Source organism: Microbacterium festucae (assembly GCF_025421715.1).
GTDB classification, from domain to species: domain Bacteria; phylum Actinomycetota; class Actinomycetes; order Actinomycetales; family Microbacteriaceae; genus Microbacterium; species Microbacterium festucae.
The window spans coordinates 170,263-187,579 of the sequence record NZ_JAOEFC010000001.1; the positions used below are offsets into that span (position 1 = coordinate 170,263).

At 70.3% G+C, this 17,317-nt stretch carries 16 protein-coding genes; 8 read left to right on the forward strand and 8 right to left on the reverse strand.

Features of this window, described 5'->3' with window-relative positions; all coding sequences use genetic code 11:
* Positions 1-22 precede the first annotated feature (22 nt).
* The 7 genes from N3K63_RS00760 to N3K63_RS00790 all read right to left on the reverse strand — a co-directional run bounded on the left by N3K63_RS00760 (position 23) and on the right by N3K63_RS00790 (position 8,291).
* Positions 23-1,333: a thymidine phosphorylase gene (locus N3K63_RS00760; protein WP_261578054.1), complete on the reverse strand. Its 1,311-nt coding sequence runs from the start codon at positions 1,331-1,333 to the stop codon at positions 23-25.
* Entirely contained in the window at positions 1,330-1,731 is a 402-nt protein-coding gene (locus N3K63_RS00765; RefSeq protein WP_261578055.1) for a cytidine deaminase, read from the reverse strand. The genes N3K63_RS00760 and N3K63_RS00765 overlap by 4 nt, the downstream gene beginning before the upstream one ends.
* A 1-nt stretch (position 1,732) precedes the next feature.
* Positions 1,733-3,013, reverse strand: coding sequence for an ABC transporter permease (locus tag N3K63_RS00770; RefSeq protein ID WP_261578056.1), 1,281 nt, complete (start codon positions 3,011-3,013; stop codon positions 1,733-1,735).
* Positions 3,010-4,284: an ABC transporter permease gene (locus N3K63_RS00775; protein WP_390894902.1), complete on the reverse strand. Its 1,275-nt coding sequence runs from the start codon at positions 4,282-4,284 to the stop codon at positions 3,010-3,012. Before N3K63_RS00775 ends, N3K63_RS00770 begins: the two co-directional genes overlap by 4 nt.
* A complete protein-coding gene (locus N3K63_RS00780) occupies positions 4,281-5,801 on the reverse strand; it encodes an ABC transporter ATP-binding protein (RefSeq protein ID WP_261578057.1) in 1,521 nt (506 codons plus the stop codon). The genes N3K63_RS00775 and N3K63_RS00780 overlap by 4 nt, the downstream gene beginning before the upstream one ends.
* 96 nt (positions 5,802-5,897) lie before the next feature.
* Complete coding sequence (locus tag N3K63_RS00785) at positions 5,898-7,001, reverse strand: BMP family lipoprotein (protein WP_261578058.1); 1,104 nt, start codon at positions 6,999-7,001, stop codon at positions 5,898-5,900.
* Between the two features lie 174 nt (positions 7,002-7,175).
* Entirely contained in the window at positions 7,176-8,291 is a 1,116-nt protein-coding gene (locus N3K63_RS00790) for a mannose-1-phosphate guanylyltransferase (protein WP_261578059.1), read from the reverse strand.
* A 241-nt stretch (positions 8,292-8,532) separates the two neighbouring features.
* Here N3K63_RS00790 and sdhC point away from each other — a divergent pair, with 241 nt between their 5' ends.
* The 7 genes from sdhC to trpS all read left to right on the forward strand — a co-directional run bounded on the left by sdhC (position 8,533) and on the right by trpS (position 15,313).
* On the forward strand, positions 8,533-8,967 hold the full coding sequence (gene sdhC, locus N3K63_RS00795; protein ID WP_261578060.1) for a succinate dehydrogenase, cytochrome b556 subunit: 435 nt from the start codon (positions 8,533-8,535) through the stop codon (positions 8,965-8,967).
* Positions 8,967-9,425 carry a succinate dehydrogenase hydrophobic membrane anchor subunit gene (locus N3K63_RS00800; protein ID WP_261578061.1) on the forward strand — a complete coding sequence of 153 codons (459 nt, stop codon included), beginning with the start codon at positions 8,967-8,969 and terminating at the stop codon, positions 9,423-9,425. Before sdhC ends, N3K63_RS00800 begins: the two co-directional genes overlap by 1 nt.
* A gap of 87 nt (positions 9,426-9,512) precedes the next feature.
* The gene (gene sdhA / locus N3K63_RS00805; RefSeq protein ID WP_261578062.1) at positions 9,513-11,318 is read left to right on the forward strand and encodes a succinate dehydrogenase flavoprotein subunit; all 1,806 of its coding nucleotides are present in this window, start codon (positions 9,513-9,515) and stop codon (positions 11,316-11,318) included.
* On the forward strand, positions 11,318-12,094 hold the full coding sequence (locus N3K63_RS00810; protein WP_261578063.1) for a succinate dehydrogenase iron-sulfur subunit: 777 nt from the start codon (positions 11,318-11,320) through the stop codon (positions 12,092-12,094). The genes sdhA and N3K63_RS00810 overlap by 1 nt, the downstream gene beginning before the upstream one ends.
* A gap of 34 nt (positions 12,095-12,128) precedes the next feature.
* On the forward strand, positions 12,129-13,349 hold the full coding sequence (locus N3K63_RS00815; protein WP_261578064.1) for a YihY/virulence factor BrkB family protein: 1,221 nt from the start codon (positions 12,129-12,131) through the stop codon (positions 13,347-13,349).
* A gap of 66 nt (positions 13,350-13,415) precedes the next feature.
* A complete protein-coding gene (locus N3K63_RS00820) occupies positions 13,416-14,249 on the forward strand; it encodes an exodeoxyribonuclease III (protein ID WP_261578065.1) in 834 nt (277 codons plus the stop codon).
* A 59-nt stretch (positions 14,250-14,308) separates the two neighbouring features.
* Complete coding sequence (trpS, locus tag N3K63_RS00825; RefSeq protein WP_261578066.1) at positions 14,309-15,313, forward strand: tryptophan--tRNA ligase; 1,005 nt, start codon at positions 14,309-14,311, stop codon at positions 15,311-15,313.
* Between the two features lie 303 nt (positions 15,314-15,616).
* Here trpS and N3K63_RS00830 read toward each other — a convergent pair whose 3' ends face one another.
* Positions 15,617-16,474 carry an endonuclease domain-containing protein gene (locus N3K63_RS00830; protein WP_261578067.1) on the reverse strand — a complete coding sequence of 286 codons (858 nt, stop codon included), beginning with the start codon at positions 16,472-16,474 and terminating at the stop codon, positions 15,617-15,619.
* Between the two features lie 260 nt (positions 16,475-16,734).
* On the opposite strand from N3K63_RS00830, the gene N3K63_RS00835 reads away from it, so the two are divergent.
* Positions 16,735-17,310: a GNAT family N-acetyltransferase gene (locus N3K63_RS00835; RefSeq protein ID WP_261578068.1), complete on the forward strand. Its 576-nt coding sequence runs from the start codon at positions 16,735-16,737 to the stop codon at positions 17,308-17,310.
* Positions 17,311-17,317 lie beyond the last annotated feature (7 nt).

Genomic DNA, 17,317 nt, shown 5'->3' on the forward strand with positions numbered 1-17,317 from the left:
GACGGGGTGGGGGTGGAGCGGGTCACGCGGTGATGCGCTCGAGCACGAGCGGGGCGGATGCCGGGGCCTCGGCCCCGATCTCCCACGCGCCCTCGAGGGCCTCGGCGGCGCGCGCGAAGCGCGTCTCATCGTCGGCCAGCAGGGTGAACAGCGGCTGTCCGGCGCGCACGGCGTCGCCGGGCTTGACGTGCAGGTCGATGCCGGCGGCGTGGATGACGGGGTCCTGCGCGCGGGCGCGGCCGGCGCCCAGGCGCCAGGCGGCGATGCCGAACGGCAGCGCCTCCATGCGCGTGAGCACGCCGTCGGCGGATGCCGTGACGGTGTGGGTCTCGCGGGGCTGCGGGAGCGGGGCATCGGGGTCGCCGTCCTGCGCGCGGATCATCTCGCGCCATGCGTCCATGGCGCGCCCGTCCTGCAGGGCCTTCTCGACGTCGGCGTCGGGCTGGCCGGCCAGGGCGAGCATCTCGCGGGCGAGGGCGACGGTCAGTTCGACCACGTCGGCGGGTCCGCCGCCGGCGAGCACCTCGACCGACTCGCGCACCTCGTTGGCGTTGCCGATGGTCAGGCCCAGCGGGGTGTTCATGTCGGTGAGCAGTGCGGTGGTGGCCACGCCGGAGTCGGTGCCGAGGGCGACCATGGTGCGGGCGAGCTCGCGCGCCTTGTCGACGTCCTTCATGAAGGCGCCCGAGCCGAACTTCACGTCGAGCACGAGCGAGTCGGTGCCTTCGGCGATCTTCTTGGACATGATGCTCGACGCGATGAGCGGGATCGCCTCGACCGTGCCGGTGACGTCGCGCAGGGCGTAGAGCTTCTTGTCGGCGGGGGCCAGGCCCGAGCCGGCGGCGCAGATGACGGCGCCGACGCCGGCCAGCTGCGCGAACAGCTCGTCGTTGCTGAGCGCGGCGCGCCAGCCGGGGATCGACTCGAGCTTGTCGAGCGTGCCGCCGGTGTGGCCGAGGCCGCGGCCCGACAGCTGCGGCACCGCGACGCCGAACGAGGCGACCAGCGGCGCCAGCGGGAGGGTGATCTTGTCGCCCACGCCGCCCGTGGAGTGCTTGTCGACGGTGGGCTTGCCCAGCGCGCCGAAGCTCATCCGCTCGCCCGAGGCGATCATCGCGTCGGTCATCACGCGGATCTCCTCACGGGTCATGCCGTTGAGGAGCACGGCCATCGTGAACGCCGACATCTGCGCGTCGGCGACGTAGCCGCGCGTATACGCGTCGATCATCCAGCGCAGCGCGTCGCCCGGGACGACTCCCCCGTCGCGCTTGATGCTGATCACCTGGACGGCGTCGAACGGCTCGACGCCGCCCGTGGTCTGCGCACCGGTCATCGGGCGGCCTCCTCGAGGTCTCGGGGCCCGAACGCGTCGGGCAGCACCTCGTCGATGGTGCGGATGCCGGAGACGGTCTCCAGCAGCATGCCCGGCAGGGCGAATTCGTTGAGCAGCTGGCGGCAGCGCCCGCACGGCATGATCGTCTGGCCGTCGTTGTTGACGCACACGAACGCGACGAGCTGGCCGCCGCCGGACATGTGCAGGTCGCCCACGAGCGCGCACTCGGCGCACAGGCCCACGCCGTACGAGGCATTCTCGACGTTGCATCCGGACACGATGCGCCCGTCGCTGACGAGCGCGGCGGCGCCCACCCGGTAGCGGGAGTAGGGCGCGTAGGCGCGCTGCATCGCCTCGATCGCCGCGGCGCGCAGCTCGTCCCAATCGATGTCGGTCATCTCAACCCTTCACGTAGGCCACGCCGTCGGCGGCGGGCGCCCGGGACTTGCCGACCACTCCGGCCACGACGAAGATCGTCACCAGGTACGGCAGCATCAGCATGAACTCGCTCGGCACCGGCGAGCCGATGACGCTGAGGGTGTTCTGCAGGTTGGATGCGAAGCCGAACAGCAGCGCCGCCAGGGTGGCCTTGATCGGGTCCCACTGGCCGAAGATGACGGCCGCGAGCGCGATGAAGCCGGCGCCGGCGGTCATCTCCTTGTTGAAGGCGATGCCGTTGCCGATCGTGAACACGGTGCCGCCGATGCCGGCCAGCGCTCCGGCGAGCACGACGTTCCAGAAGCGGGTCGCGTTGACCTTGATGCCGACGGTGTCGGCGGCCTGCGGGTGCTCGCCGACGGCGCGCAGGCGCAGCCCCCAGCGGGTCTTGAACATGCCCACCCACACCAGGGCCACGGCGATGTACATCAGGTAGACGATGAGCGTCTGGCGGAACAGCACCGGCCCGAGCACGGGGATCTCGCTCAGGAGCGGGATCGGGATGCGGTCGAAGCGGGGCGGGGTGTTCAGCGCCGCCTTGTTGGGCTGCAGCACCTGCGAGAACAGGAAGCTGGTGAGTCCGGCCACCAGCACGTTGAGCACGACACCGACGATCACCTGGTCGACGAGGTACTTGATCGAGAACGCGGCGAGCACCGCGGCCACGAGCATGCCGGCCACGGCGGCGGCGACCAGGCCCGCGATGGGCAGGCCGGTGACGGATGCCACGAGCGCGGCCGTGAACGCACCGGCGAGCAGCTGTCCCTCGATGGCGATGTTGACGACGCCGGCACGTTCGCCGATGACGCCGGCCAGCGCGCCGTAGATGAGGGGCACGGCCAGTGCCAGCGAGCCCGCCAGCAGGCCCGCGACCGGCACGGTGCCGCCGGCGGCGGCCCAGGTGAGGAAGCCGACGACGAGCACGACGATGTAGACGATGACGACCCACAGCGGCGAGCGGCCGAACGCGCGCACGAAGTAGGCGGCGACGCCGGCCAGCGCGAGCGAGAGCACGAGGCACGCCCACGCGGTCGCGGTGACGGGCACGACGAGGTCGGCGACCTGGAACAGGTCGGTGCCGGTGGCCAGGCGGAAGGTCGTGGTGCCGCCCGGGCGGGGCGCGGCCAGCAGCAGGATCGCGAACAGCACGCTGAAGATCAGCAGGGCGATCGGGGTCTTCCAGCTGCGGATGATCGTCGTCTCGGGGAGGACGGCGTCGGTGGAGGTCTGGACGGTGGTCATGCCGTCACCTCCTCTTCTGCCTTGACTTCGGCTTTCAGTTCCTTGGCCCGCGCCTTCTCACGTCGGCGCTTGTCGCGCTCGGGAGAGGGCAGGAAGAAGATCGTGCGCACCAGCGGTGGGGCGGCGATGAACAGCACGATCAGCGACTGCACGACGGTGACGATCTCGATCGGGATCTGCTCGCCGGCCTGCATGGCGAAGCCACCGGCCTTGAACGCGCCGAACAGGATGCCGGCGGCGAAGGTGCCCCACGGGGTGGAGCGGCCCAGCAGCGCCACGGTGATCGCGTCGAAGCCGATGCCGGCGTCGATGCCGGCGGTGAAGCCGGTGGTGATGGTGCCGAGCACCTGGTTCACACCGGCCAGGCCCGCCAGGGCACCGGCGATGAGCATGCCGTAGACGTACATGTTCTTCACGTCGATGCCCGCCACCCGCGCGGCGTTGGGGTTCTCGCCGACGGCGCGGAACTTGAAGCCGAGGCTCGAGCGGCTGAGCAGCCACCACACGACGACCGTCGCGATGATCACCAGGATGAAGCCGAGGTGCAGGTTGTAGCCGGGTCCGAGCAGCCCCGGGAAGATCGCGGTCTCCTTCATGGCCGGCGACTTCGGGTTGCTCGAGCCGGGTGCCTGCAGCAGGCCCGGGGTGCGCAGCATCCACGAGATCAGGTAGAACGCGACGTAGTTGAGCATGATCGTGACGATCACCTCGTGCGCGCCGGTGCGGGCCTTCAGAAGACCGGCGATGCCGGCCCAGATCGCGCCGCAGAGCATGCCGACGACCACGGCCAGCAGCATGTGCAGGCCGAAGGGCAGGTCGAAGCCGAACGCGATCCAGCCGGCGCCGGCGGATGCCATGAGCATCTGCCCGCGTCCGCCGATGTTGAACATGCCGATGCGGAAGGCGAGGGCGACGCCCAGGCCGGCTGCGATCAGCGGCGTGGCGAAGGTGAGCGTCTCGGTGAACGGACGGATGCCGCGCGCGAAGTCGGGCGCGTTGAAGTTGTAGATCGAGCCGCGGAACAGCGCCGTGTAGGCGCCGCTGACCGACTGCCAGACCGCCGCGATCGTGTCGCCCGGACGGGCGAAGAAGTACACCGACGCCTCTTGCACGCGGGTGTCGGTGACGGCGATCATGATGCCGCCGACGATGAGGGCGAGCACCACCGCCAGCACGGAGATCAGCCAGTTGCCCTGGGTGATGCGCACGAAGGTGTCGTGCCACTTCGACGGCGGCTGCACCTCCGTCTGCTTGTCGGTCGCGGCGCTCACGCGGCCACCCCTTCCCCGTCGGGGTGCTCCCCCGCCATCATGAGGCCCAGCACGTCGCGCGGGGTGTCCCCCGGCACGATCCCGACGATCCGGCCGCGGTACATGACCATGATCCGGTCGGCGAGGGCGCTGACCTCGTCCAGTTCGGTCGAGACGACGATCACCGGCACGCCGGAATCGCGCGTCTCGACGATGCGCTTGTGGATGAACTCGATCGAGCCGACGTCGACGCCGCGCGTGGGCTGGGCGGCGACGAACAGCGTGAGGTCGCGGCTGAGCTCGCGCGCCAGCACGACCTTCTGCTGGTTGCCGCCCGACAGCCGCCCCACCGGGGTGTCGATGCCGGGGGCGCGCACGTCGAACTCGGCGAACTTCTCGCGGGCGAACTCCTCGAGGTGGCGCCGCTGCACGGTGCCGCCCTTCACGAACGGCGCGCCGTTGGCACGGTCGAGCATGAGGTTCTCGGCGATGGAGAACTCGCCCACCAGGCCGTCGACCTTGCGGTCTTCGGGGACGAACCCGACGCCCTCATCGAGGATGCGGCGGATGCTGCGCCCCACCAGCTGCTCGCCGCCGAGGGTGATCGACCCGCGCACCTGCGGCTGCATGCCCAGCAGCGCCTCGGTGAGCTCGGTCTGGCCGTTGCCCTGCACGCCGGCGATGGCCAGCACCTCACCGCCGCGCACGCGGAAGTTGACGTCGTTGACGACGATCTGCCCGAGCGGGTCGATGACGCTGAGGTTCTCGACGATGAGATCCTCGTCGCCCAGCTGCGGCGCGTTCTTGCGCACGGTCAGCTCGACCGCGCGGCCCACCATCATCGAGGCCAGCTCGGCGTTGGATGCCGTGGGGCTCGCCTCGCCGACGACCTTGCCCAGGCGGATGACGGTGATGCGGTCCGCCACTTCGCGGACCTCTCGCAGCTTGTGGGTGATGAAGACGATGGAGGCGCCCGACTCCTTGAGCTGGCGCATGATCGCCATCAGCTCGTCGGTCTCCTGCGGGGTGAGCACGGCGGTCGGCTCGTCGAACACGAGCACGCGCGCGTCACGGGAGAGCGCCTTGATGATCTCGACGCGCTGCTGCACGCCGACCGGGAGGTCTTCGACGACGGCATCCGGGTCGACATCGAAACCGAACCGCGCCGAGATCTCGCGCACGCGCTCGCGCGCGGTCTTCAGGTCGAGGATGCCACCGCCCTTGGTGGGCTCGTGGCCGAGCATGACGTTCTCGGCGACGGTGAAGACGGGCACGAGCATGAAGTGCTGGTGGACCATGCCGATGCCGGCGCGCATCGCGTCGCCGGGGCCCCGGAAGTCCTGCACGCGGTCGTCGAGGAGGATGGAGCCCTCGTCGGCGGTGTACAGGCCGTACAGCACGTTCATCAGGGTGGACTTGCCGGCGCCGTTCTCGCCGAGCAGGCAGTGGATCTCGCCCGGTTCGACCACCAGATCGATGTGGTCGTTGGCGACGAGACTGCCGAACCGCTTCGTGATGCCGCGGAGTTCGAGCTTCATGGATCCCGATCCTACTGAGGGGGTGCGCCGCACGCACCCGTGACAAACGAGCGCGCGGGGAGGCCGGCGCACCGGCCTCCCCGCGCGGGAGGAGTGTTACTCCGAGAGGTACGAGGTGACCTCGATCGAGCCGTCGATGATGCCGGCCTTGATCGTGTCGAGCTCGCCCTGCAGGTCTGCGGCGACCTTCGACTCGAAGTCGTGGAACGGGGCCAGGCCCACGCCCTCGTTCTCGAGCGTGCCGATGAACGGCGCGGCGTCGAAGTTGCCCTCACCGGCGGCCGTGACGGCCTCCTCGACACCCACGTCGATGCCCTTGCGGATCGAGGTGAGCAGCAGGTCGCCGACCGACGGGTCGGTCTCGAACACGTCGGCGTCGACGCCGACCATCGCGATGTCGCGGCCGGAGTCGCGGATCACCGAGGCGGCCGACTGGTAGATCGGGCCACCGACGGGCAGGAGCACGTCCACGCCCTGGTCGACGATGCCCTGCGCGGCGTTGATGGCGTCCTGGTTGGCCTCGAAGCCACCGGTGAAGACACCGTCGGTGCCGTCCCAGCCGACGACCTGGACGCTCTTGCCCTTCTGGGCGTTGAAGTAGTCGACACCCTGCTTGAAGCCGTCCATGAAGATGGTGACGGTCGGGATGTTCATGCCACCGAAGGTGCCCACCTTGCCGGCGGTCGAGTACGACGCCGCGGCGTAGCCGGCGAGGAACGCGGCCTGGGCGGTGTCGAAGATGATCGGCTTGATGTTCTCGGCGTCGGTCTTGCCGTCGAAGTCGTTGTCGACCATGTCGTCGATCGAGACGAACTCGACCTCGGGGTTGGCGACGGCGGCCTCACCGGCAGCGGAGGCGAGGAGGAAGCCGACCGTGATGATCAGGTTGCAGCCCTCGTCGACGAGGCTCTGGATGTTCGGGGCGTAGTCGGACTCGGAGCCCGACTCGACCTTCTTGGACTCGACGCCCAGCGACGCGGCCGCGGCCTCGAGGCCCTCGGCACCGAGCTGGTTGAACGACTTGTCCTCGAAGCCGCCGGCGTCGGACACCATGCAGGGCTTGAAGCCGTCGACGGCACCGCCGGGTGCGGCGGAGCCGGAGGGCGAGCTCTCGGGTGCGGATGCACAGCCGGCGAGGGCGACGAACATGCTGGCGGCGACGAGGCTGCCGAGCACGCGCTTTCGGGTGGAAATGGTCAACGCTGCCTCCACGGAAGAAGACCCGCGGATTTCGCGGGGGTTTCCCATGAAGTTACCTACTGTGACGGCGCGGTTGCGGTCAGATCATGCCCATGGTCGGGAATGGTTACAAAGACGCAATCATTCCGATACACCGCGCCCCGACGGGCGGCATCCGGTCGGCCGGCACGCGGCTCAGAGCACGTCGCCGCGGCCGGTGAGCTTGAGCGCGTCGACCACGCCCTTCACCCGCTGCGCGTGCTCGCTGGTGGTCACCAGCAGCGCGTCGGGGGTGTCGACCACGACGATGTCCTTCACGCCGATGAGGCTGATGACGCGGTTGGTGTGGCTGACGACGATGCCGCTGGCGGCGTCGGAGAGGATGCGGGCGTTCTCGCCGAGGATCGCCAGGTCGTTCTTGCGGCCGCTGGAGTTGAGCTTGGCGAGGCTCGCGAAGTCGCCCACGTCGTCCCAGTCGAAGTGGCCGGGCACGACGGCCAACCGCCCCTTCTCGGCGGCGGGCTCGGCCACGACGTAGTCGATGGCGATCTTGGGGAGGGTCGGCCACACCCGGTCGACGACCGGTCCGCGGCGGTCGCGGTCGTCCCACGCCTCGGCCAGCTCGAGCAGTCCCGCGTGCAGCTGCGGGTTGTTGGCCTCGATCTCGGCCAGCAGCACGTCGGCGCGCGAGATGAACATGCCCGCGTTCCACAGGTAGGAGCGGTCGGCGACGTAGGCGCGGGCCGTGTCGAGGTCGGGCTTCTCGACGAAGCGCTCGACGAGGGAGGCGTCGCGGGCGCCCTCGACGATGAGCTCGCCGCCGCGCTTGATGTAGCCGAAGCCGACCGCGGGCTCGGAGGGCGCGATGCCGATCGTGCAGATGTAGCCCTCGCGGGCCACGGCCACGGCGTCGCGCACGGCGAACTCGAACACGCGCGTCCCGCGGATGACGTGGTCGGCGGCGAAGGAGCCGATGATCACGTCGGGCTCGCGGCGGTGCAGGATCGCGGCGGCCAGGCCGATGGCGGCGGCCGAGTCGCGCGGCTCGGACTCGAGGAAGACGTTGTGGTCGGGGATGCCGGGAAGCTGCGCCTCGACGGCGGCGCGGTGGGCGCGGCCGGTGACCACGGCGATGCGGTCCTCCCCCGCCAGCGGCGCGAGGCGGTCCCACGTGTCGCGCAGGAGCGAATGGCCCGACCCGGTGAGGTCGTGCAAGAACTTCGGGGCATCCGCGCGCGACAGCGGCCACAGCCGGCTTCCCACCCCTCCGGCGGGGATGACGGCGTAGAAGTCCTCAAGGGCGTCGACCATGCCCCGAAGCCTACCCGCGCGGCATCCGCCCGCCCGGGAGAGCGCCGTGACAACGCAAGAATCCGGGATCCTTCGGATCTCTCGACATCGAGAGAACTTAGGCCATCCTTCGTCGCCGGTCCCCCAGACCGGGAATAAGATGATCCTGCGCCCGTCTGCGACGCCGGGGGGAACCCCCGAGTGGGCATCGACTGCCCGTCGCCGCGTTCGAGGTGTCACATCTCACCAAGGGAGGACGACCGTGTCTGCACCAGCACGAGTCACACCGTCGGTCACGCAGACGACGTCCAGGACTCCGCGGGGAACGCTGTATCGCGGCCGCGAGGGCATGTGGTCGTGGGTGCTGCACCGCATCACCGGCGTCGCCATCTTCTTCTTCCTGCTCGTGCACGTGCTCGACACGGCGCTGATCCGCGTCGCGCCCGAGGCCTACGACGCCGTGATGAGCACCTACAAGAACCCGATCATGGGTCTCGGCGAGACGGTGCTGGTCGCCGCCATCGTCTACCACGCCTTCAACGGCCTGCGCATCATCGCCGTCGACCTGTGGCCGGCCGCGACGCGCCACCAGCGTCAGCTGTGGTGGGCCGTGCTGGTCCTGTGGGCGGTGACCGTCGGCGGCTTCGCCGCCCGCCACCTCCCGATCGTCTTCTCGAACATGGGAGGCGGTCACTGATGAGCACCGACACCCTCGCCGCTCCCCGCAGCTCTCGCAACGCGCAGGTGCGCAAGTCCGGCCCGAACCTCGAGAAGTGGGGCTGGATCTACATGCGCGTCTCGGGCGTGCTGCTGATCGTGCTGATCTTCGGCCACCTGTTCGTGAACCTCATGCTCGGCGAAGGCATCCACGGCATCGACTTCGCGTTCGTCGCCGGCAAGTTCGCCTCGCCGTTCTGGCAGTGGTGGGACGTGCTGATGCTGTGGCTGGCCTTCATCCACGGCGCCAACGGCATGCGCACGATCGTCAACGACTACGTCACCGGCCAGGCGGTGCGCCGCGTGCTGGTGTGGGCGATCTGGGCGGCCGCCGCGCTGCTGATCCTCCTCGGCACGCTCGTCGTGTTCACCTTCGACCCGTGCATCCCCAACCTCAGCGACGGCAGCGTCCTCACCGAGCTGTGCGCCGCGCAGTGATCCTCGGCGCGGAACCCCGCACGACCTCCCCCATACGCGACCGACGCTGCCCGCGAACGACGCAGCAGAAGACGAAGGCATCCTGACGTGAGCACCCAGACCGCAGACACCGTCGTGAAGGACGGGGTCCACTACCACCAGTTCGACATCGTGATCGTGGGCGCCGGCGGCGCCGGCATGCGCGCGGCGATCGAGGCCGGCCCCGGCGCGAAGACCGCCGTGATCACCAAGCTCTACCCGACGCGCTCGCACACCGGTGCCGCGCAGGGCGGCATGGCGGCGGCCCTGGCCAACGTCGAAGAGGACTCGTGGGAGTGGCACACCTTCGACACCGTCAAGGGCGGCGACTACCTCGTCGACCAGGATGCCGCCGAGATCCTCGCCAAAGAGGCCATCGACGCCGTCATCGACCTCGAGAACATGGGCCTGCCGTTCAACCGCACGCCCGAGGGCAAGATCGACCAGCGCCGCTTCGGCGGTCACACCGCCGACCACGGCAAGACCCCCGTGCGCCGCGCCTGCTACGCCGCCGACCGCACCGGGCACATGATCCTGCAGACGCTGTTCCAGAACTGCGTCAAGCTCGGCATCAACTTCTTCAACGAGTTCTACGTGCTCGACCTGATCACGGTGAAGGATGCCGACGGCAACACCCAGGTCGCCGGCGTCGTCGCCTACGACCTGTCCACCGGCGACCTGCACGTCTTCCAGTCCAAGGCCGTCATCTTCGCCACCGGCGGCTTCGGCAAGATCTTCAAGACCACCTCCAACGCCCACACCCTCACCGGTGACGGCGTCGGCGTGATCTGGCGCAAGGGCCTGCCGCTGGAGGACATGGAGTTCTTCCAGTTCCACCCCACCGGCCTCGCCGGTCTCGGCATCCTCCTCACCGAGGGCGCCCGCGGCGAGGGCGCGATCCTGCGCAACGCCTCGGGCGAGCGCTTCATGGAGCGCTACGCCCCCACCATCAAGGACCTCGCACCCCGCGACATCGTCAGCCGCTGCATGGTGCAGGAGGTCGCCGAGGGTCGCGGCGCCGGCCCGCACCGCGACTACGTGCTGCTGGACTGCACGCACCTGGGCGCCGAGGTGCTCGAGACCAAGCTCCCCGACATCACCGAGTTCGCCCGCACCTACCTCGGCGTCGACCCGGTGGTCGAGCCCGTGCCCGTCATGCCCACCGCCCACTACGCGATGGGCGGCATCCCCACCAACGTCGCCGGCGAGGTGCTCAGCGACAACACCACCGTCGTGCCCGGCCTCTACGCCGCCGGCGAGTGCGCCTGCGTCTCGGTGCACGGCTCGAACCGCCTCGGCACCAACTCGCTGCTCGACATCAACGTCTTCGGCAAGCGCGCCGGGCGCAACGCGGTCGAGTACGTGCAGACGGCCGACTTCGTGCCGCTTCCCGACGACCCCGCCAAGGACGTGCGCGACATGCTCGAGGGCCTGCGCAACAACCCGGGCGGCGAGCGCATCGCGGTGCTGCGCAAGACCCTGCAGGACGAGATGGACCGCAAGGCCCAGGTGTTCCGCACCGACGAGTCGCTCTCGGAGGTCATGGACGTCATCGCCGACCTGCGCGAGCGCTACAAGAACGTGCACGTCGACGACAAGGGCAAGCGGTTCAACACCGACCTGCTCGAGGCCGTCGAGCTCGGCTTCCTGCTCGACCTCGCCGAGGTCGTCGTGGTCACCGCCCGCAACCGCAAGGAGAGCCGCGGCGGGCACATGCGCGACGACTACCCCAAGCGCGACGACGAGAACTACATGAAGCACACGATGGCCTACCTGTCGGGCGACCCGCACTCCTCGCACCCCGAGGACCACATCCGCCTGGATTGGAAGCCCGTCGTCGTGACGCGCTACCAGCCGATGGAGAGGAAGTACTGATGACCCTCGTCGCCCCCGACACCGACGCGGCCGCGCAGACCCAGGACGCCGCCGACGACACCGGCATCCAGTCGTTCCTCGTCACCTTCATCATCCGACGCTTCGACCCCGAGGTCGACGCCGAGCCGCGCTGGGTCGACTACGACGTGGAGCTGTACTCCACCGACCGCGTGCTCGACGCCCTCCACAAGATCAAATGGGAGGTCGACGGCTCGCTGACCTTCCGCCGGTCGTGCGCGCACGGCATCTGCGGTTCGGATGCCATGCGCATCAACGGCCGCAACCGCCTGGCCTGCAAGACGCTGATCAAGGACCTCGACATCTCGAAGCCGATCTACGTCGAGGCCATCAAGGGCCTGCCGCTGGAGAAGGACCTCGTCGTCGACATGGAGCCCTTCTTCGCGTCGTACCGCGAGGTGCAGCCGTTCCTCATCGCCAACTCGACGCCCGAGCCCGGCAAGGAGCGCGTGCAGTCGATCAAGGACCGCGCGATCTTCGACGACACCACCAAGTGCATCCTGTGCGCTGCGTGCACCTCGTCGTGCCCGGTGTTCTGGACCGACGGCCAGTACTTCGGCCCGGCCGCCATCGTCAACGCGCACCGCTTCATCTTCGACTCGCGCGACGACGCCGGCGATGTGCGCCTCGACATCCTCAACGACAAGGAGGGCGTGTGGCGCTGCCGCACGACCTTCAACTGCACCGAGGCGTGCCCCCGCGGCATCGAGGTGACCAAGGCGATCGCCGAGGTCAAGCAGGCCGTCCTGCGCGGCTGAGCGCGCCCGCTCGGCTGATCGGTACGCTGACCGCGTGAGCTCTCCCCACACCAAGCGCGCCGTCGCCGACGTCGCGCGCGCCGAGGAGGAGGGCCTGCGCGAACGGTGGGAGGCCCGGCAGGCCGAGCTGCGCGAGCGCTTCGACGTGCCCCTCAGCCGGGCGACCGAGATCACCCGCAAGACCCTCGCGTGGTTCCCGGTGCGGGTGTGGCGGCACTTCCTGCTGAGCAACGGCTTCCTGCTGGCGGCGAGCATCAGCTACCAGTCGTTGTTCGCGATGTTCGCGGTGCTCTACGTCGCCTTCGCCGGCGTGGGGGTGTGGCTCGGCGGCAGCGAGACCGCCATCGAGAGCCTCATCCTGCTCATCAACCACTACATCCCGGGCATCATCAGCGCGAACGGCCTGGTGACCCCGGATGCCGTGACCGAGGTGGCCCGCAGCAGCACCGGCGTGCTGGCCGTCACCGGTGCGATCGCGCTCGGTGTGGCGATCTGGACGGCGATCGGCTTCGTCACCTTCACGCGACGCGCCGTGCGCGACATCTTCGGGCTGCCGTTCGACCGCCGCAACTACTTCCTGCTCAAGGCCCGCGACTTCGTCGCCGCCGCGATGTTCGGGCTGGCCCTCATCCTCGGCGCCGGGCTCGGCGCGATCGCCGGCGGCGCACTGAAGACCCTGCTGTCGGTGCTCGGCGTCGCCGACGACACGGTGTGGTCGCACGTGAGCGTGCAGGTGCTGTCGATCGCGGTCGGCTTCGCGATCAACGCCGCCGCCCTGGGGTCGCTGTTCCGCTTCCTCACCGGCGCGACGCTCCCCTGGCGGCGCATCTGGCCGGGCTCGCTGCTGGGCGGCGGCGCCATCTCGGTGCTGCAGATCGGCGCCGGCCTGCTGCTGGTCTACACCCCGTCCAACCCGCTGCTGGCCACCTTCTCGGTGTTCATCGGCTTCCTCGTCTGGTTCCGGCTCGTCGGCATCGTCATCCTCGTGGCCGCCTCGTGGATCGCCGTGGCCGCCAACGACGCCGACGTGCCGGTGCGCGTGCTCTCCGAGCGGGAGCGCCTGCAGGAGGAGCACACCGCCCTGCTGCTGGCCGCCCGGGTGCGCCTGCGCACCGCGCGCGAGGCCCACGACACCGCGCCCTGGTTCCGCAAGTGGCAGACCGCCCGGGGTCTGCGCGAGGCGGAGGACGAGCTCGCCCAGGTGCAGGCCGCAGCTCCCCCGCCCGTCAAGCCGCACGGCCTGCTGCCGGACTGACCCAGGGGCGGGGCTCGGGCTGGGGATGGCGCCTGGCGTGTCTGCGGCCGTGGCTAGGCTGTCACGGTGCCCCGCAACCTCCGCATCGCGTCCGTCAACGTCAACGGCATCCGCGCCGCCGCCCGCAAGGGCATGCACGGCTGGCTCGAGCAGGCAGACGTCGACATCCTCACCCTGCAGGAGGTGCGCGCCGAGGCATCCGATCTCGCCGCCGCCCTGCCGGGCTGGCACATCGTCGGCGACGAGGCGCTCGCCAAGGGGCGTGCCGGCGTCGCGATCGCCGCGCGCGAGCCCCTCGACGTCTGGCGCATCGAGCTGGGCGACGACACGCTCGACTCCAAGGGCCGCTGGGTCGAAGCCGACATCCGCGTCGGCGACGAGACCCTCACCGTCGTGAGCGCCTACGTGTTCACCGGTGAGGCCGATACCGAGAAGCAGGTCGCCAAGTACGCGTTCCTCGACGCGATGGAAGCGCGGATGCCGCAGCTCGGCGAGCTCGCCCTCATCACCGGTGACCTCAACGTCGGGCACCGGGAGTTCGACATCCGCAACTGGAAGGGCAACCTCAAGAAGGCGGGCTTCCTCCCCCGCGAGCGCGCCTACTTCGACCGCTTCCTGGGCGCGGCGGGCGCACCCGTCGCCACCGTCGACGGCGCGACGGGCACGGGCCTCGGCTGGGTCGACGTGGGCCGCACCTGGGCGGGCGAGGTCGACGGGCCGTACTCGTGGTGGTCCAACCGCGGCAAGGCGTTCGACACCGACACCGGCTGGCGCATCGACTACCACCTGGCCACCGCCGCGCTGGCAGCGCGCGTGGCCGACTACCGCGTCGTGCGCGCCCCCTCTTGGGACACCCGCTGGAGCGACCACGCCCCCGTCGTCGCCGACTACACCTTCTGACCCGGGGCGCCCGCCCCGGCGGGGCGCGACGTCCCCGCATCCGCTCGTAGGATTGACCCGTGACCAAACCCCGCCTGTACTCCGGCATGCAGCCGTCCGCCGACTCCCTCCAGATCGGCAACTACATCGGGGCGCTCATGCAGTGGCGCGACCTGCAGCAGGCCTACGACGCCTACTTCTCGGTCGTCGACCTCCACGCCCTCACCCAGCCCAACGACCCGGCCGAGCTGCGGCAGAAGACCCGGCGCACCGCCGCGCAGTACATCGCCGCGGGCATCGAGCCCTCGCGATCGACGCTGTACGTGCAGTCGCACGTGCGCGCGCACGCCGAGCTGGCCTGGATCCTCTCGACCATCACCGGCTTCGGCGAGGCCGGCCGCATGACCCAGTTCAAGGACAAGTCGCAGCGCTACGGCAGCGACGCCACCTCGGTGGGCCTGTTCACCTACCCGGTGCTGATGGCCGCCGACATCCTGCTCTACCAGACCGACATCGTGCCGGTCGGCGACGACCAGAAGCAGCACGTCGAGCTCACCCGCGACCTGGCCGAGCGGTTCAACTCGCGCTACGGCGACACGTTCCGGGTGCCGATGCCGGTGATCCAGCAGGACACCGCCCGCATCTACGACCTGCAGAACCCCACCGCCAAGATGAGCAAGTCGGCCGAGTCCGATGCGGGCGTGCTGTGGCTGCTGGATGACCCGTCGGTCTCGGCGAAGAAGGTCATGCGCGCGGTGACCGACTCGGAGGGCTCGGTGCGCTACGACCGCGAGGCCAAGCCCGGCGTCTCGAACCTGCTCGTGATCTACGCCGCCCTCACCGGCCGCCAGATCCCCGCGATCGAGGACGAGTACGCCGGTCGCGGCTACGGCGACTTCAAGAAGGGCCTCGCCGAGGTCGTCGTGGGCGAGTTCGGCCCGGTGCGCGAGCGTGCCCTCGAGCTGCTCGCCGACCCCGCCGAGCTCGACCGTGTGCTGGCGACCAACGCCGCCCGCGCCGACGAGGTCGCCGACGCGACCCTCGCCGCCGTCTACGACAAGGTCGGCCTCCTCCGCCGCGTCTGACCGCCTGCCGGTCGCTGCGGCGTCCGGGTTCTGCCCCGCCTGGCCCGGTGCCAAGTCGCATAACTCAGGCAGTTCCGCGCGCGGGCGCTCGTGCGGCGCCGCGCGCGGCGATTCTGCCTGAGTTATGCGCCGGTGGCGAGGGTGCCCGTTTCGCAGCTCTGGCTCGTAGGCTGTGGCGGCCGGCCCGGTGCCAGGTCGCATAACTCAGGCGGTTTCGCGCGCAGGCGCGCGTTCAGCGCCGCGCGCGGCGATTCTGCCTGGGTTATGCGCCGGTGGCGCGGGTGCGGGAGCCCGGGCGGACGGTCAGCGGCGGCGGGTGGCGACCAGTCCCCGCACCGCGGCGATGACGCGCTCCGGGTCGTAGAGCAGGTCCTCGGCCAGGGGACGCAAGCTCACGAGACCCAGGCGGGCCGCGGCGAGGTCTCGGCGGCGGTCGCGCTTCTGCATCCGCCACCCCTCGTGATGCGCCTTGCTGTCGCATTCGATGATCAGCCATCCCTCGACAAGGAAGTCGACGCGCCCGACCCCGTCCACCTGAACCTGCACCTCGAAGCGCAGACCCAGCTGCCGCAGGATCAGTCGCATCAGGGTCTCTGGCCCCGACTCCGCGCGGCCGTCCGACAGCCGGAGGACCGTCCCGAACCGGCGGGGCAGCGCGGCGAACACGTCCGCCAGATCGAGACGGGTGAGGATGCCGTGATGCAGGATGCTGTCGATCGTCGCCACGGCATGTCGCGGCGACTGGCACCGCACGGCCTGAGCCACCGCATCCGCCACGGGCACGACGCCGAGCGTGTGCTCGTCGAAGCGCAGGGGCCACCAGTGAAGGCGCAGTGCGGCGCGGTCCCGGTCCGACAGCGGACGGGTCCGATCGGCGGGCGAGCGCAGGCGTGACATCGTCCGCTCGATGTGGATATGCAGGACGCCGTCGTCGAACACGAAGACGCCGAGCAGGCGCAGCAGCGAGACACAGGCCAGCCGGCCGCCCACGCGCACCGCGCTCTCGATGCCCGGCTGAGGGGCGGCGAGGTAACGGTCGCGGCGCAGCCGCAGGATCCGTCCGCCCCGCACGGCGCGCGTGATCTGCTTCGGACGGAAGCCGAGCGCGAGCAGATCGGCGCGTCGGAGGACGAGATCGGCGGGCACGGACACGAGGGACATAGGGTCACCCTCGCCGCGCGAGCGCGCGGGCGGTGCCCGGCGACCTCGATCTGTGGACGCTCGGGGCGGATCGTCGCCTGTGGAGGAAGGCGACCACGGCGCATAACTCAGGCAGAATGCCCGTGGCCGCGGCGGATCGGGCCCGGAACTGCCGTTCTGCCTGAGTTATGCGCCGTGGCCCGCGGTGAGGGGCTCCGACAGGGACGCGGACAGGGGCGCGCGTCGTGGCCGGGGCGGGTGGGGCGGGGTAGGGTCGCGGGATGGAACCGGTCACGCTGCACACCGCGAGGCTCGAGTTGTCGCCCCCGGCCGAGGCCGACATCGACGCGATCTACGACGCCTGTCAGGACCCGCTGATCCAGCGGTACACCACCGTGCCGTCGCCGTACGCGCGCGAGCACGCGGAGGGCTTCATCGCGAAGACCCGCGACTGGTGGGAGTCGGGCAGCGAGGCGACGTGGGCGATCCAGCACGAGGGCGAGCTGGCCGGGATGGTCGGCCTCCACCGTATGAGCGCCGGCGCCGGGTCGGCCGAGATCGGCTACTGGATGACGCCGGCGTTCCGCCGCGGCGGCTACCTGACCGAGGCCTGCCGGGCGGTCGTCGACTTCGGCTTCTCCCCCGACGGCCTCGACCTCGTGCGCATCAGCTGGCGCGCTGTGGCCGGCAACGAGGGCTCGGCCCGCCTCGCCCGCCGGATCGGGTTCCGCTTCGAGGGCGCCCAGCGCCAGGCCCTCGTCAACGGCGCGGGGGTGCGCGACGACGGCTGGATGGCCGGGCTGCTGCGCACCGATGACCGCGAACCGCAGCCCTGGCCGGTGCTCGCCGACCTCTGACAGGATG